The organism is Myxococcales bacterium, assembly GCA_016712525.1.
Lineage (GTDB): Bacteria > Myxococcota_A > Polyangia > Polyangiales > Polyangiaceae > JAAFHV01.
The window spans coordinates 1,654,336-1,669,565 of sequence record JADJQX010000007.1 but is presented as its reverse complement, the minus strand read 5'-3'; the positions used below and the strand labels follow the sequence as shown (position 1 = coordinate 1,669,565).

Annotated in this window: 15 protein-coding genes and 1 tRNA gene; 15 read left to right on the top strand and 1 reads right to left on the bottom strand. The window is 69.5% G+C overall.

Annotation, left to right across the window (positions count from 1 at the left end; genetic code table 11):
- The first annotated feature begins 11 nt into the window (after positions 1-11).
- The 7 genes from IPK71_24195 to recO all read left to right on the top strand — a co-directional run bounded on the left by IPK71_24195 (position 12) and on the right by recO (position 5,406).
- The gene (locus tag IPK71_24195) at positions 12-1,091 is read left to right on the top strand and encodes a hybrid sensor histidine kinase/response regulator (GenBank protein MBK8216838.1); all 1,080 of its coding nucleotides are present in this window, start codon (positions 12-14) and stop codon (positions 1,089-1,091) included.
- Between the two features lie 91 nt (positions 1,092-1,182).
- Positions 1,183-1,264, top strand: a tRNA-Leu gene (locus IPK71_24190).
- A 207-nt stretch (positions 1,265-1,471) separates the two neighbouring features.
- The gene (locus IPK71_24185; protein ID MBK8216837.1) at positions 1,472-2,179 is read left to right on the top strand and encodes a class I SAM-dependent methyltransferase; all 708 of its coding nucleotides are present in this window, start codon (positions 1,472-1,474) and stop codon (positions 2,177-2,179) included.
- 269 nt (positions 2,180-2,448) lie between these two features.
- Positions 2,449-3,126 carry a Crp/Fnr family transcriptional regulator gene (locus IPK71_24180; protein ID MBK8216836.1) on the top strand — a complete coding sequence of 226 codons (678 nt, stop codon included), beginning with the start codon at positions 2,449-2,451 and terminating at the stop codon, positions 3,124-3,126.
- A 225-nt stretch (positions 3,127-3,351) separates the two neighbouring features.
- On the top strand, positions 3,352-4,191 hold the full coding sequence (locus IPK71_24175) for a tetratricopeptide repeat protein (GenBank protein MBK8216835.1): 840 nt from the start codon (positions 3,352-3,354) through the stop codon (positions 4,189-4,191).
- A gap of 2 nt (positions 4,192-4,193) precedes the next feature.
- Complete coding sequence (locus IPK71_24170; protein ID MBK8216834.1) at positions 4,194-4,649, top strand: helix-turn-helix domain-containing protein; 456 nt, start codon at positions 4,194-4,196, stop codon at positions 4,647-4,649.
- A 7-nt stretch (positions 4,650-4,656) separates the two neighbouring features.
- Positions 4,657-5,406 carry a DNA repair protein RecO gene (gene recO / locus IPK71_24165; GenBank protein MBK8216833.1) on the top strand — a complete coding sequence of 250 codons (750 nt, stop codon included), beginning with the start codon at positions 4,657-4,659 and terminating at the stop codon, positions 5,404-5,406.
- Between the two features lie 12 nt (positions 5,407-5,418).
- On the opposite strand, the gene IPK71_24160 is transcribed toward recO, so the two are convergent.
- Complete coding sequence (locus tag IPK71_24160) at positions 5,419-5,997, bottom strand: hypothetical protein (GenBank protein MBK8216832.1); 579 nt, start codon at positions 5,995-5,997, stop codon at positions 5,419-5,421.
- A 175-nt stretch (positions 5,998-6,172) separates the two neighbouring features.
- On the opposite strand from IPK71_24160, the gene IPK71_24155 reads away from it, so the two are divergent.
- The 8 genes from IPK71_24155 (at position 6,173) to IPK71_24120 (ending at position 15,188) form a co-directional block, all read left to right on the top strand.
- Complete coding sequence (locus IPK71_24155; protein ID MBK8216831.1) at positions 6,173-7,189, top strand: carbohydrate kinase; 1,017 nt, start codon at positions 6,173-6,175, stop codon at positions 7,187-7,189.
- On the top strand, positions 7,186-7,542 hold the full coding sequence (locus IPK71_24150; protein ID MBK8216830.1) for a DUF971 domain-containing protein: 357 nt from the start codon (positions 7,186-7,188) through the stop codon (positions 7,540-7,542). The genes IPK71_24155 and IPK71_24150 overlap by 4 nt, the downstream gene beginning before the upstream one ends.
- Complete coding sequence (murJ, locus tag IPK71_24145; protein ID MBK8216829.1) at positions 7,539-9,407, top strand: murein biosynthesis integral membrane protein MurJ; 1,869 nt, start codon at positions 7,539-7,541, stop codon at positions 9,405-9,407. Before IPK71_24150 ends, murJ begins: the two co-directional genes overlap by 4 nt.
- A 57-nt stretch (positions 9,408-9,464) precedes the next feature.
- Positions 9,465-10,100, top strand: coding sequence for a ribosome biogenesis GTP-binding protein YsxC (gene ysxC, locus IPK71_24140; protein ID MBK8216828.1), 636 nt, complete (start codon positions 9,465-9,467; stop codon positions 10,098-10,100).
- Positions 10,097-10,939, top strand: coding sequence for a hypothetical protein (locus IPK71_24135; protein MBK8216827.1), 843 nt, complete (start codon positions 10,097-10,099; stop codon positions 10,937-10,939). The genes ysxC and IPK71_24135 overlap by 4 nt, the downstream gene beginning before the upstream one ends.
- Positions 10,940-11,191: 252 nt before the next feature.
- Positions 11,192-12,625 (top strand): AgmX/PglI C-terminal domain-containing protein, encoded by a 1,434-nt coding sequence (locus IPK71_24130; protein ID MBK8216826.1) that lies wholly within the window; start codon positions 11,192-11,194, stop codon positions 12,623-12,625.
- A gap of 332 nt (positions 12,626-12,957) precedes the next feature.
- Positions 12,958-13,539: a hypothetical protein gene (locus IPK71_24125; protein MBK8216825.1), complete on the top strand. Its 582-nt coding sequence runs from the start codon at positions 12,958-12,960 to the stop codon at positions 13,537-13,539.
- A 176-nt stretch (positions 13,540-13,715) separates the two neighbouring features.
- Positions 13,716-15,188 carry a hypothetical protein gene (locus tag IPK71_24120; GenBank protein ID MBK8216824.1) on the top strand — a complete coding sequence of 491 codons (1,473 nt, stop codon included), beginning with the start codon at positions 13,716-13,718 and terminating at the stop codon, positions 15,186-15,188.
- Positions 15,189-15,230: the final 42 nt, after the last annotated feature.

The window sequence follows — 15,230 nt, the reverse complement described above, 5'->3', positions numbered from 1 at the left end:
ACGGTCGGGGCGTGTCGGACGGCAAGGTGGCGAGCGGCGGCGAAGGGCCCGCGAAGGCGGCCTCCTCCGACCTGAGCGGGGCCCTCCATGACGTGTCCAACGCGCTGACCGTGGTCCTCGGTTGGGTCGCCGAGGCGCGTGACAGCGGCGCCACGGCCGAAGAGCGCGCCGCGGCGCTCCGCATGATCGAAGATCACGCGCGTCGCGCGAAGGCCCTCGCGCGGGGCGCCCTCGGGGCGGGCTCCGAGCCTGCCATGGACGAGCGCTCCATCGATCTCGTCGTCGACGAGACCCTCTCCGGTATGGGGCCCGTGGCACGCGAGCGCGCTATCCTCCTCGTCGTCGAGGGCAGCGCGGACCTCGCCGTCGTCCGCGACGCTGCGGAGCTCGGCCACATCCTCACGAACCTCCTCCTCAACGCCGTGGCCCACTCGCCCGAGGGCGCGCACGTGGTCGTGCGCCTCGAGCCACGCGGAGGCGGAGAGGTGACGATCGACGTCTCCGACGAAGGGCCGGGCGTCCCGGAGCCTCTCGCGGCGCGAATTTTCGAGGGGCACTCGACGCGTGCGGGGGGGGCCGGCGTCGGTCTCTCCCATTCTCGTGCGGTCGCCGAGCGGCGAGGGGGCTCGCTCGTCCTCGTCCGGCGACCCGGGCCTGGCGCGCTCTTTCGCCTCACGTGGCCGAGGGTGGACAGCGCGCCTCGGCCGAGCGGGACGCGAGGCGGGGTCTCGCTCGCGGGTCGGAGCGTGCTCCTCGTCGAGGACGACCGCGACGTCGTGGCCTTGCTCGAGGCGGCGCTCGAGGCCCGCGGGGCGCGTGTTCGGAGGGTGGGCGCCCTCGCCGAGCTCGAGCCCGCCTTGACCATCCCGTACGACGGCGCGGTCGTCGATCTCTCCCCGCTCGCGGACGACCTCGGCGGGGCCCTCGGGCGCATCGCGCGTGCTCTGCCCGCCGGGGCCCCGCTCGTCGTGGCCACGGGAAACGTCGATGGGCTCCCGGCCGACGTCGCCCACCAAGGTCCGATCGTGCAGGTGGTCCGGAAGCCCTTCGAGCTCGTCGACGTGCTCGCTGCCCTCGCCAAACTGGCCTGATTTCGCTGCAAAACCAGGGTGTTGCGCTTTTTTGTTCAAAAGGCGTTGACGGTGACCGGCCTTTTTGAGAAAAGGCTGCCCATCGCAGCCCGCGAAGGTGGCGGAATTGGCAGACGCACTAGCTTGAGGTGCTAGCGGGTAACACCGTAGGGGTTCAAGTCCCCTCCTTCGCACGACGACACACCGAGAAGGCCGCTCTCCCCGAGGAGGCGGCCTTCGCTCTTTTCGGCCTCGGAGAGGATTGCGCTCGCCCGGCCATCTGGTAACCCCTCGCGCACGCGGCACGCCCGCGCCTGCCCTCTCGCCCCCGAGGCCCCGTGTCGCACGATCCCGCTTCCTCGAACGATGCCCCGCCGCCCTCGTCGCGCGCGGCCCGTCTCATGCGCGCCATCTCGATCGCGTCGCAGCCCCCGCCGCCGCCCCCGTTCTACGCGCCCGCCGAGGTGTTCGGGAGCGAGGCGGTCTCGAACATCGCGCGGCTCTTGCCGCCGGTCGAGCGCGCCTATGCCAACATTCGCTTCTCGATCCTTCGGCCGAAGCTCCTCAGCGTCATGGATCTCCTGCTCCCCGAGGAGGGGCGTATCCTCGACATCGGGTGCGGATTCGGCTTGTTTTCCGCGTACTTCGGCCAGACCCAACCGGGGCGTCGCATCCTCGGCCTCGACCCGGACGCCCGCCGGATCGACATGGCCCGCCACGTGGCGCAGGGCCTCGGCCTCGACGCCGAGTTCGTCTGCGGAGACGCCCGTCGCGTCGAGCTCGAGGGGGAGTTCCAGGCGGCCTACGTGCTCGACGTGATGCACCACATTCCCTACGACGATCAGCGCGAGCTGCTCGCCTCGCTCCGCGACCGCCTTGCGCCGCGCGGAGTGCTCGTCGTGAAGGACATCACCACCGTGCCCCGCTTCGGGCTCAAGTTCACCGAGCTGCTCGACCGCGTCATGGTCGGGTGGGACGAGCCCCTCGCGTACCGCCACCACGCCGAGTGGGGCGAGATGCTGAGCTCCCTCGGGTTCCGCGTCCGCATGGTCCGCGTCCCCGACGTGCTCCCGTATCCTCACGTGGTCATCGCCGCCACCAAGGTCTGAGTCGCTTTTTTCCTCAAAATCGACGGTCGCGATCCTCGAGCAGGCGAACACGGGGCGTTTTGGGCCGGGACCCAAAACCCGGGGGGGCCCGAAGCGGGCTTTGCCCGTGGGGCGGAGGACGGCGTCCTCCGATGACGAGGCAGGCGAAATCAGCGGTCTTGCTCGAGGATCATGACCGCTGATTCGGACGTGCCCCCATTCGGAACTGCTTGCCGCGGGCCCGGTCCTCTTCGTAGGCTTCTCGCGCGGCCGTGCTCGGTCGACGATCCATGACTCGCGCCCTCCAAGACACCGTCGTCGACGCCCCGGACCTCGAGATGATGGCCCGGCTCGGGCCTCGGCTCGGGCGTTCGTTCTCCGCGGGAGAGGTCCTCTTTCGCGAGGGCGAGCGGTCCGACGAAGCGTTCCTCATCCAGGCCGGGCGCGTGCGGGTCGTGAAGCGGGTGCGCCAGACCGAGCGCAGCCTGAACATCGCGCGCGTGGGCGAGCTCATCGGCGAGAGCGCCCTCGTCGACGGAGCGCCACGCACCCAGACCGCCATCGCCGTCTCGGATGGCGCCGCGCTCGTGTTCGACCGGGCCTCCTTCAAACAAGCCGTGGCCGAGTTTCCGCTCCTTGGTGCCCGGATCTGCGAGCAGATGATCTCGCGGGTCCGCGACGCCGAGGATCAAATCGAAGTGATGATGCTCCGCGATGCCCAGTCGAAGATCGTGAGCGCCCTCATCAAGCTCACCCGCGGTCAAGACGCCTCCGCCTTGCTCGAGCTGTCGCCGGTCGAGCTCTCGGCCCGCGTCGGCGTCGACGTCGACACCGTGAAGCGCACGGTGCTCCGCCTCCGCGAGCAGCAGTACCTTCGGATCGTCGGCGAGAAGGTCGAGATCCTCGATCTCGACGCCCTGAAGCGCCTCTACACGCTGCTCGGCTCGAAAGAAGAGCTCCGCGGCTGAGCGCGCCGGCGTCCGCGGACCCTACACAATCGAGGGTTGACGCGGAGAGCCGAGGCAGGTACGTCCATGCCGCCCGCATGGGCTTCGAAAATGTCGAGTTTTTGGCGACGTTTTTCGGGAAGCCGACAGGCTCCTTGCTTACAAGTGCCCGAAATCGCTACGTATCTTGACTTTCGCCGTCTCCTCCGAAGGGGCGCCCTCGCGCCTCCGGCTCGCGTCGAAGCCATGCCCAAAACCCTCGTGAACCCTCGAAGCTCCTCCCTCCGCGCGTCCCTCGCGCTGGGTGCCGTGGTGCTGTCGTTCGGGTGCGCGAGCCGCGGGGCGAGCGCTCCCGGGGCGCAGAGCGAGGAGCGCCAGAGCGACGCCGAGTACGACGTGGCCCGCGATTTCTTCGGCAAACACCAGTACCGCGCGGCGCTCGACCACGCCCGCAAGGCCGTCGAGCTCAACGAAGAGAACGCCCGCGCCGCGTACCTCACCGCGGTCATCTACCTCGCGTTCTGCTCCGAAAACGACCGATCCCCCGACTGCAAGCTCGGCGAGGCCGAGGTGTTCGCCCGAAAGGCCGTCAAGTCCGACGACCGCTTCCGCGACGCCAAGAACCTCCTCGGCAACGTGCTCATCCTCGAGAAGAAGTACCCCGCCGCTATCGAGGTGCTCGAGCCGCTCACGAAAGATCCGGGCTACATCGAGAGCCACCTCGCGTGGGGAAACCTCGGCTGGGCCCAAATGGAGGCCGGCCAGGTCGACGCCGCCATCGCCTCGTTGAAGAACGCGGTCACCCAGCCCCGGTTCTGCGTCGGCCACTACCGCCTCGGCCGCGCGTACGAAAAGAAGAACGACCTTCCCCAGGCCGAGACGTCGTACTCGAACGCGCTCGCCGTCGAGAGCGCCGATTGCCAAGGCCTCCAAGACGCGTGGGACGCCCGCGGCCGCGTGCGCCTGCGGCTCGGTCGAGGTGCCGAGGCCAAAGCCGACTTCGAGAAGTGCCGTGAGCTGTCGCCCAAGACACCCACGGGCGCCCTCTGCGCCAAGGCTCTCGCGAGCCTCGGAGGTGGAACCTGATCATGGAGATCCCTTTGAACGAAAGCGTCGGGACGTTCCTCAAGCGGAGCCGAGAGACTCGGCTCATGAGCCTCGCCGAGGTGTCGCGGGTCACGCGAATCCCGCTGCACACGCTCGAGGCGATCGAGTGCGATCGCTTCGACGACCTCCCGGGTGAGGTGTTCGTCCGTGGGTTCTTGAAGTCGTACGCGAAGGCGGTCGGCATCGGCCCGCAAGACGCGGTGGCGCGGTACACGGCGAGCCGCCGCGTGCACATGGTCACGCCGCTCCCCGTCGCTTCTCCGGTCCAAGCCACGAGCGAGGGGCAGGGGCGCAGGTTCGGTGTCGCGATCGCGTTCGTGCTGCTCCTCATTCTCTTCACGCTCGCCCTCTCGATCGTGCTGAAGCCCCGCGGTCGCGACATGCCCCCCGAGCTCTCGTCGGCTCCGGCGCTCGTCGCGCCCCACGCCCTCGGGTGACTCCCTCGTGACGGTCGGGCGCGCGAAAGCGTCGCTCGAGAGCGCGGCGATCTTGCTCCGCTCGATCCCCTACGGCGAGTCGGATCGGGTCGTTCAGCTGTTGACTGAAAATTACGGCCGAATCTCGGCGATGGTGCGCGGAGGCGCGCGCTCCCGGAAACGTGCCCCCGGGGCCTTCGAGCCCTTTCACACCGTTCGCGTCCGCATGTCCGACCACGGCGGTGAGCTCGCGCGTGTCGACGAGGCCGAGCTCGTGGTCGTCCGAGGTCGTCTGGTCACGTCCCTCGAGGCCATGGACGCCGCAGGGAAGGTCCTCCGGTGGGTGCGCGTCGTCTGCGTCCCGCGCACGCCGGAGCCTCGCGCGTGGGCGCTCACGACCCACGTGCTCGACACCCTCGAGGGGGATCCTTCGGTCGACGAGGCCGTGCTGCGTGCGCGCCTCGTCTGGGCGGGCCTCGGGCTGCTCGAGATCGCGGGGGTCGGGCTCGTCCTCGAGGGATGCGCGGTGTGCGGCGCCGAGTGCCCGCCGAACCGCTCGGCCCTCGTCGACGTCGCGCGCGGCGGTGTCGTCTGTCGGGCCTGTGGTGGTGGGCCTCTGCGCATCGACGCCGCGACGCGTACGGCGGCGGTCGCGCTGGCGGCGCCCTCGGACCTCGCGCTCGTCGTGCCGCCTCTCGGGCGCATCTTGACCGACCTCGAGCGGCTCGTCGCGTCGGCGATGAGCCGCCACGAGCTCGACGCGCGTCCTCGGTCGTGATCGGTCTCGAGCCTATCGGCCCGCGTCGCGCTCGTCGGCGGGGACCCAGCCGTTTTTCCTGAGGAATACACGCACCCGGGAGAGCGCCTCGGCCGCGTAGAGGTGAGAGATGTACGTCTCCCCGAGGGGGTGGGACGTCCCATGCTCTGTGACGAACCCGAGCCGCGCGGTGTCGATCTCGGGGCCCTCTCGGGCCTCTTCGAACCGCACGGCGGGGATCGCGCTCGCGCCCTCGAGCATGTGGGTGACCGTCTTGGTCTCGAGGGCGACGTCGAGCAGCTCCGTCAGCGCGGCGACGTGACGCAGCGAACCCTCGCGGTCTCCGACGAGGACGTCGCCCCCGCGCACATGGAGCCAGCGGACGTCGTCGCGAGCGAGGTGGCGACCGAGCGCGTAACACCCGAGGCCGCTCGCGACGAGGCCGACGAGGCCCGCGGTGGGTGATGCCGCGCCGGCGAGCACCGCCGCGACGACCGGCGGCACCGCGAAGAGCTGCATCCCGATCATGCTCGCGCGTCGAGATCGCGCGCCATCGGCCAGGCGAACCTCGAGCACGGCCTCGGTGTCTCGTTTCGCGGGCACGCGGTACACGCCTTCACCGTAGCCGAATCCCCCGCCTGCGTCGGTCCGGCATCGAACGGGCGTCGACCGCTCCGATTTCCAGCCGTGCCCGCGGGGGCAAAAACCTCCGGGATTTGGGCGCCGCCCCAGAACGACCGAGGTTCCTGTTCGAGAATCGTGACCGTCGGTCTAGACATCCCGAGCCATGCCCCCTCGCGCACCCCGACCACGCCGTCCGGCCTACGAGGTCTCGTGTTTCGGAGAGGTCCTCTGGGACATCTTCGAGCTCGACGCCCCGGGGCGCGCGGCCGGGGCGCGCTTCGTCCGAGAGATCGGGGGTGCGCCTGCGAACGTCGCGACGGTGCTCGGCCGCCTCGGTGTTCGGGTGCGCCTCGCGGGCGCCGTCGGCCGGGACCGCTTCGGTCAGGATCTCAAGGCTGCGATCGCCGCCGAAGGGGTCGACGTCGACACCCTGCTCGAGCTCCCGAACCGAACCGGGCTCGCGTTCGTCCGCCGTGACGCGTCCGGGGAGCCGAGCTTCCTCTTCTACCGCCACGACACGGCCGACGTAGCCCTCCGCAAGACCGACGTGGTGCCCGCCATGGCGGACGCGTCGTTCGTCTTGGTCGGTACGAGCACCCTCATGCGCCCGGGCCTCCGCGCGGCGACCATGGCGCTCGTCGCGGCCTCGAGGCGGGCCGAAGCCGGCCTCTTCGTCGACCTCAACGTGCGCGCTCACATGTGGGGGGACCTCGCAGAAATGCGACGTCGCGTCGGCGCGCTCGTCGCCCACGCCGCGATTGTCAAGGCCTCGGCAGGCGACCTCGTGGCGCTCGGGGGCTCGCTCCGAAGAGGCGAGGCGTGGCTCACGGCGAACGCACCCCGCGCCGTGCAGGTGCACACGCGCGGCGGGAGCGTGGCCTGGGTGCGCGGGCCGTTCGGCACGATCGAGGTCGCGGTCCCGAGGCCCGACGCCCCTTGCGTCGACGCGACGGGCGCGGGCGACGCGTTCGTCGCGGGCGTGCTCGCGTGGCTCGTCGCGAGCGGCGCCGTGCCCTCGTCGCCGGCCTTCGCGGACCCGGACACCTGGCGAGGAGCCTTGACCCTCGGCCATCGCCTGGGGGAAAAGGCCATCGCCAGGCCCGGCGCAGTGAAGGGCGTCACGGGGCTCGGCAAGCTCGTCCACGGCCTCAACGCTCGCCGTCGCGGAGAATCTCGATGAAAGACGCTCGAACCAAGGCCCGCGCGATCCGATCCCCGCGTGGCGCGCGCACGACCGAGATCGACTGGGCCGACGGGCACAAGGGCATCTACCCGCACCGCGTGCTCCGCGGGTTTTGCCCGTGCGCTGGCTGCCAAGGGCACTCGGGCTCGATCGCGTTCCTCCCGCCCTCGGACCTTCAGCTCGAGCTCGAGGACATCGAGCCGGTCGGGAACTACGCGGTGTGCCTCCGCTGGTTCGACGGCCACGCGAGCGGGCTCTACTCCTACACCTACCTCCGCGCGCTCTGCCATTGCCCCGAGTGCCGGCCCGAGGGCGAGCCCTCCGAAGGCGAGGAGATGCCGCGCCTGTGAGCGACCCCGAGGACACCTCTGCGGTCGACGAGCCGACGGCGAAGGCGCCCCCGGTCGACGAAGCGCCGAGCGCGGACCACGCGTCGAGCGACGCCGAAGGGCCGAGCGCGGACCACGCGTCGAGCGACGCCGAGGCTCCCGCCGGCGACGCGTCGGTCAGGGCCGAGGAGGTCCGGGCCTCGGCCGACGCGCCTGCCGAGCTCGCTGCATCCGCGTCTCTCGAGGAGGGCGAGGGCCACGTCGAGCCACAAGCCTCCGAGACGGCGGCCGCCCGAGGCGACAAAGAGCGCGGAAAGCTCGCGCGCCGTGCGGGCATCGTGGGCGCGGGGACGCTGGCCTCGCGCCTCCTCGGGCTCGGGCGTGACATGGCCCTCGCGGCGGTCTTCACCCGCGCCGAGACCGACGCCTTTTTTACGGCGTTTCGTATCCCGAACGCGCTCCGGCAGCTCCTCGGTGAGGGCGCGGTCTCGAGCGCCGTCGTGCCCGTCCTCGCCAAGAAGATCGAGACCGAGGGCCAAGACGCCGGGAAGGACTTCTTCGCCAAGGCGCGCGGCGTGTCCCTCCTCGCGCTCTTCGTCACCACGGTGCTGGGGGTGCTCTTCGCCGAGCCCCTCACGGAGCTCTTCGCCGCCGGCTACCACGCGGAGCCGGGACAGTTCGAGCGCACGGTCTCCCTCACTCGTACGGTATTTCCCTACATCTTCTTCATGGGCTCGGCGGCGCTCGGTGTGGCCGCGCTCAACGCCAACAAGCGCTTCGCGGTCGGGGCGTTCGCACCCGGGCTGCTCAACGTCGCGTTCCTCGTGGCCGCGTTCGGGCTACCGTCCCTCTTCAAGAGCCTCGGGATCGACGGCGCGCAGGTCATCGTGGCAGGCGCGCTCCTCGGCGGTGTGCTCCAGAGCATCGCCCAGTGGCCCGCGCTCCGCGCCATCGGCTACGCCGGGCGCCCCAAGGTCGACTTCGCGGATCCGGCCGTGCGCGAGATGCTCCGGCGCATGGGTCCCATGGCCTTCGGGCTCGGGGTCTACTACGTCGACATGATCCTCTCGACGCGCTTCCTCTCGGAGCTCGGCCCGGGCGCGCAGAGCTACTTCATGTGGGCGAGCCGCCTCTGCGACTTCCCTCAGGGCATCTTCGTCTTGGCGCTGTCGACCGCCTCGCTCCCGTCGCTCGCCGTCTTCGCCGCGCGCGGGGAGATGGGCGAGCTCGAGAAGACCTACGCCCACGGCATGAAGCTCTCGCTGTTCGTGGCGATCCCCTCGTCGGTCGCGCTCGTCGCGCTCGGTGAGCCCCTCGTAACCTTGCTCTTCCGCCGCGGGCACTTCCAAGAAGAGGCCGTGCGCGAGACGGCACGCGCGCTCGCGTGGCAGGGCGGGGCCGTGTGGACCGTCGCGGCCGTGCGTCAGCTCGTTCCCGTGTTCCACGCGCTCGGCGACACACGCACTCCAGTGCTCGTGAGCGCGCTCGATCTCGTCGCCTTCATCGTGCTCGCCGTGGTCTTGAAGGGGCCGCTCGGGCACGTCGGGGTGAGCGTGGCCGTCGCGGGCTCGAGCTTCGTCCAGATGGCGCTCTTGGCCTTCTTTTTGCGCCGAAAGCTCTCGGACACCCGCGTCGGCGAGATCTCTCGCTCCGTCGGGAGGACCGTCGTGGCGTCGCTCGTCGGAGGCGTCGGAGGGAAGGGCGCGGCCGATCTCGTCGCGGCGTCGTTCGGCGGTCCGGGGGTGCTCGCCGGGCTCGTGCCTGGCCTCGTCGGGGGCATTGTCTTCGCCGCGCTCTTCGTCGTGGCCTCGTACGGCGTCGGTTCGAGAGAGCTCGAGGGGCTCACCCGCGGGCTTCGTCGGCGCTTCGGTCGCGCGGCCGCGTAGCCGGGGTCGCGCCCGAGTTGGCTTGGAATTCGCGAGGTTTCGTGTAGAAGTCGGCCCATGGCGAAGGTGACGAAGGAGACGCGTGTCGTCGCGGCAGAGTTCGCCGCGGGCGCAACGAGCGTCGCGGGCCTCCCCCCGCCGGCCCTCGCCGAGGTCGCGTTCGCGGGGCGCTCGAACGTGGGAAAGTCGTCCCTCATGAACGCGCTGCTCGGGCGCCGGAACCTCGTTCGTACGAGCAACACCCCGGGCTGCACACGGCAGATCAACGTGTTCACGGCCAGCCTCGACGACGGCCTCTCGCTCCACGTGGTCGACCTCCCGGGCTACGGGTACGCGAAGGTCTCCAAGTCGGAGGCACGATCGTGGGGCCCCATGCTTGAGGGGTACCTCAAGCGCCGCTCTACGTTGCGTGCAGTCTGCATCTTGGTGGACATCCGCCGCGGGCTCGAGCAGGAGGAGCGCGACCTGCTCGCGTTCCTCGCGTCCCCACCCGAGGTGGACCGAGCGTGCCCGACCCAGGTCGTCGTGTGCGCCACGAAGCTCGACAAAATCCCTCTCTCGCAGCACAAAACCGCGCTCGCCGAGCTCTCGCGAGACGCGGGCGTGCCCGTGGTGGGGACGAGCGCCGAGACCCTGGCCGGGCGTGAGGCTCTCTGGTCACGGCTCCGGCGGGCGATCGCGGGGGAAGCATGAGCGCGTCGTCGCGTCGCATCGGGCCGGTCGTGCTGGTCCTCGGCCTGCTTGCCGCAGGGTGCCCCAAGCCCCCCGTCGAGGCCGTGCCCGAGCACTGGTGCCCCGAGGGCTTCGAGCCAGGCCAGGGGGACGTCTGCTTCGCGATGCCCATGGAGCGTGGCCCCGGCACGGCCATCGTCGTGTACCTGCACGGCGAGCTCGAAGGTCACGGTCGGCCCGAGGAGTGGGCCGCGGCGCGCAGCGCGACCGTCCACGGGTTCGCGGTCGTGCTCCCGCGCGGTCGACGAGGCCTGTGCGACTGGAAGCCCGAGCTCAAGAACCATTTCTGCTGGCCCCAAGACGCCGCCGACACCACCGAGATGCGCAACGTCACGGCCGAGTGGGACCACACGGTCTGGCAGGTGAACGAGCTGCTCGAGGAAGGTCCTCATCCCAGGTTCGTCCTCGGGTACTCGAACGGCGCCGCGTTCGCGCATCACCTCGCCCGCACGGGCGCGTTCAAGGCCGACGGGTACGCCCTCATCTCGGGGGGCGCGCCGATCACCGAGGCCTCGTCGGCCGAGGCTCACCCTCCGATCCTGCTCTTGGGCCACGAGAACGACGCGGGCCAGGTGAGCAAGTCCAAGGAGCTCCACGAGTCCTTGAACCGCGAGAAGTGGCCGAACCAGAGCTGCACCCGCCCGGGCGAGCACGGCCTCGCGGGCGACGACGTCGACGCGGCCTTGCGCTTCTTCCGCCACGAGCCCGTCGCGACCAAAGGTGGGTTCGTGTGCGATGGAACGTTGCCAGCGCCACCGGCAGAGCCCCGCCCGCCCGAGAAGCCGAAGAAAAAGAAGTGACCTCGGCGCGCCGCGGCGCGCTTCATGAAGTGCTTCGAGAGGAGCCAACCCGCGCCCGAAGCGCCATCGAGCGCCGCGGTCCCGCGCGAAAGTTCTTCTCGGAGAACATTCGTCCTGTAGACTGACGATGTCCCGGAACTTTCTCGTCTGAGGCTTGTCCGTAGGCCGACCTACCCGACGAAGACAGAATCCCGGCTCTTCGGCACTCGTCAGCGTCCTCGACCGATCGAAAGGCACCACATGTCTCAGGGAATGCAGCCCGGCCAGACCCCTTCGATGCGCCCCGGCCAGATGACCGCCGTCATGCGCGCCATGTCGGTCCAGACCGGGCCGAAGGTTCTGCGCATCGGCCTCGTCCAGAACGGTCGTGTCCTCGAGGAGCGCATCATCAAGCAGCGCACCACGGTCACGGTCGGCTCGAACGAGAAGTCGATGTTCGTGATCCCGGCCCCGTCACTGCCCCCGACGTTCAAGCTCTTCGAGCTCGTGGGCCCCGACTACTACCTCAACTTCCTCGACGGCATGGGCGGTCGCGTCGCCCTCACGAGCGGAATCACCGACCTCGCCGCGCTGCGAGGCCAGGCCAAGAAGGTCGGCAACGCCTACCAAATCAAGCTCACCGACGACGCACGTGGCAAGGTCGTCGTCGGCGACACGACGTTCCTCTTCCAGTTCGTCGCACCCCCTCCGGTCCAGCCTCGGCCGCAGCTCCCGCTCTCGGTCAAGGGTGGCGTCGCGAACCAGATCGACTGGACGCTGACCATCATCGCCGCGTTCAGCTTCATGCTGCACTTCGGCTTCGTCGGCGCCATGTACTCCGACTGGATGGACCCTCCCGTTCAAGAGGGCGTCTCGGTCGCCGGCCTCGTCGACATGATGAAGAACATCCCGACGCCGCCTCCCACGGAGACGGCGCCGGTCGATACGGCCACGCCCACCGCGACGGCGGCGGCCACGGCAGCCGCGCAGCCCAAACCGGCTGGCGGTGGCGGTGGCGGAACCCACGCGGCGAGCGGTGGTGGCGGCAAGAGCGGAGCCGTGAGCGACGCGAAAGCCGCGGCGCTGACCCAGCAAGCGGAGGCGATGCAGATGCAACTCCTCGCGGCCCTCGGCGGCGGCTCGTCGGTCTCGGGCGCGCTCGGGCGCAACGGCGAGATTCCCCCGGTCGACCTCAGCGCGGCGGCGGCGAGCGGCGCGGGTGTCAGCGGCACGGGCGGCGACCTCCGCACGGGTAGCGGTGGCGGTCCGGTGCAGGGTGGGGGAGGCAAAGGTGGCGGCCTCAGCGGCATCGGCGGTGGCACCCAGGGCAGCGGCACCGGCGCAGGCGCCGGCCAAGAGACGAAGACCGCCGGCCCCACGGGCGTCGCGCAGGTCGGTGGTGCGAGCGCGACCGTCCCCGTGTCGGACGCCGATCGCGTCATCGCTGGCCTCCGTCCTCGGTTCCGCGCCTGCTACCAGCAAGGCCTGAACAGCGACCCGTCGATGTCCGGCAAGGTCGTCATCACCGCCAAGGTCGGCCCGAACGGTGAGGTGAGCTCGGCGGACGTGTCCTCGAACACGGGGCTCTCGGCGGGTGTCGCCCAGTGCATCGCGCGCGCCGTTCGCAACGCGCAGTTCAGCGCTCCGGGCGGCAGCGGATCGACCCTCTCGATCCCGGTCACGTTCGTGCAGCAAGGCGCCAAGTAAGGCGTTCGGTCCGAGCTCCAAGGAGCGCGACGAAGAGAGAGGTGGCCAAGAGCCGCCTCTCTTTTTTTCGCCACTCCTGAACGTCCGGACGGAACGCCGCATCCGAATCACGCAAGAGCCCGAACGCCCCGACCTTCGGTTCCAAGGTGCGATTTTTGGGGCTCGGCACCCTTCGAGAGGGTGAAGAAGGCGAAAAAAGCTCCGAGTATCGGACGGTTAGCTAAAAAGTGCGGGTTTGGGCGGAAGCGCAAGAGGTTCGTTGACACACTTCCGAATCCCAAGCTAACTTCGGAAGTGACAACGCGGGTTCGCCCGCAACTTAGGAGACGGGGATGCGTCTACTGTCGACTCTCAGGTGGGGTGTGGCTCTCGGTGTGGTGGCGTACTTCGCGGCGGCGGCTCCGGCCATCGCTCAAGGGGGCGCTGCGCCCGCGCCGGATGCGCAAGTCGGCTTCCAGAAGAAGACGCAGCTCACGCCCGACGAGCAGCTCACCGAGGCGCAACGCCGGGTGGCTCGTATGACGTCGCAATCGACGGCCATCCGCAAGCAGCTCCAGACGGCTCGCCAAGCTCGCGATGTCGTGAAGACCCTCTGCCTCAACGACAAGCTCTCCCAGAGCGACGTCGCCACGCGCGCCGCCACGGAGCGCGTCGCTTCGCTGAAGTCCGCCGTGAACCGCAACGACGCCGACGCGGCCAACCACGAGTACACCGTGCTCGCCGTCTTGGCCCAGCGGTCGGAGCAGATCGGGTCCGAGGCGAACCAGTGCGCGGGCGAAGAGTCGGCGTTCGTGGGCGACACGCAGGTGAAGACCACCATCGACCCGAACGTCGCGCCGGAAGAGGCGAACTTCCCGACGTTCCCGGGCTTTCCGGTGACTCCGCCGCCACCCTGCGTGAGCTGCGTCCGCTGAAAAAGAGTGTCAGGGCCGGGCTTTGGGGCCTGGCTCTTTCCGTAAGAGGGGCCTGCGTGCCGCGTGACAGGCGCTGTCACGACGGGGACGCGAATATCTAACGAAAATGAGGGGGAGCAGTTGGGCCCACTCGTGTTAAGGACGGGCCCGGCGAGCGGGCTCACCGCGAATCGAACATGAGCGACAACCGAATTTCGCGCGGGCCGAAGCTCGCCAAACACCTCCGAGGCATAGCTCTCGCGGCGATCCCTTTTGCCGCCATGACGTTCGTGTCGAAGGAAGCTCACGCTCAGGCGTGGCTCCGCGACCGCACGTACCAGGAGGGCATCGGTATTCGTGTCGGCGACGTCGAGCTCCACCCTGGCGTCGGCGCCGAGGTCGGTATCGACTCGAACTGGTTCGTGCGCTCGCACACCGAAGGGCCGAACATCATCAACGGGCCCCCGACGAGCCCCGTGCGCGAAGCGGGCGTCATCCGCATCACGCCGTCGTTCAGCTTCGGCAGCCTCACGGACCAGCGCACGGGCGGCGAGAAGCCGGCGTTCACGTACCGCGGCGGCATCGCGGGTAGCTACCGTGAGTTCATCGGCACCGAGGTCAACGACCAGCGGAACATGAACGTCCACGCCACGTTCCGGGGAGACATCCTCCCGGGGCGTCCCTTCGGCGTCGGTTTCTTCGCGGGCTACCAGCGCTTCATTCAGCCGTCCGCCATCCCCGGCGTCGACGTCTCCTTCAACCGCAGCGACGTGAACGCGGGCGCCGAGGTCATCGCCATCCCTGGTGGTGGCAACCTCGACATGCACCTGCAGTATCAGTTCTACGGCGCGTTCTACGAGAACACGCAGGGCGCCGCCTTCACGAACCTCACGCACGAGATCTCGCTCCGGAACCGCTGGCGTTTCCGCCCGAAGACCTCGGTCTTCACCGAGACGGGGCTCAGCTTCGTCACGTACCCGAACTCGGGTCGTTCGGTGCTCGCGCTCAACGACGCGATCCCGGTTCGTACGCGCGTCGGTATGAACGGCCTGCTCACGCCCCGCCTCTCGGTGCTCGGCGCCATCGGCTACTCGGCTACGTTCCTCGCCGATGCCCCGGCCAGCGCGCAGCAGTTCGACAGCATCAACGCGCAGGCCGAAGCGACCGTGTACCTCACGGGAACGGCCGCCCCTACGAACGACCCGTCGGCGACGACCGCCATCTCGACCCTCACGGTCGGCTACTCACGCGACGTGCTCGTCGGCTCGGCGCAGTCGTTCCAGAACCGCCCGACGTACATCTTCGGCGGTGGTCAAAACACGACGATCGGCTCGTTCACGGGCCTCGACAAAATCTACGGTCGACTGAGCTACATGTTCGCGGGGCGCGCGGTCATCTCGCTCGACGGCTACCTTGATATCCTCTCGCTCCCCGCCGTCCTCGACGCCGCGGGCACTCCGGCCCCTGGCACCGCCGGCGGGTTCACGAACTACCGCCCGGGCGCGCAGCTCTTCGGCGAGTACCGCTTCGCCGACTCGTTCGGCATCAACGCCACGCTCGACTACGCGCAGCAAATCAGCGACGTGCAGGTGCCGATCGGTGGCGGCCAGGTGTTCGATCTGAACAACCGGCGCTTCCAAGGCATGCTCGGCTTCCGCTGGTTCATGTGATCCTGCCCGGGCCGTGAATGCGGCCCATGCAAAACGCCCCGT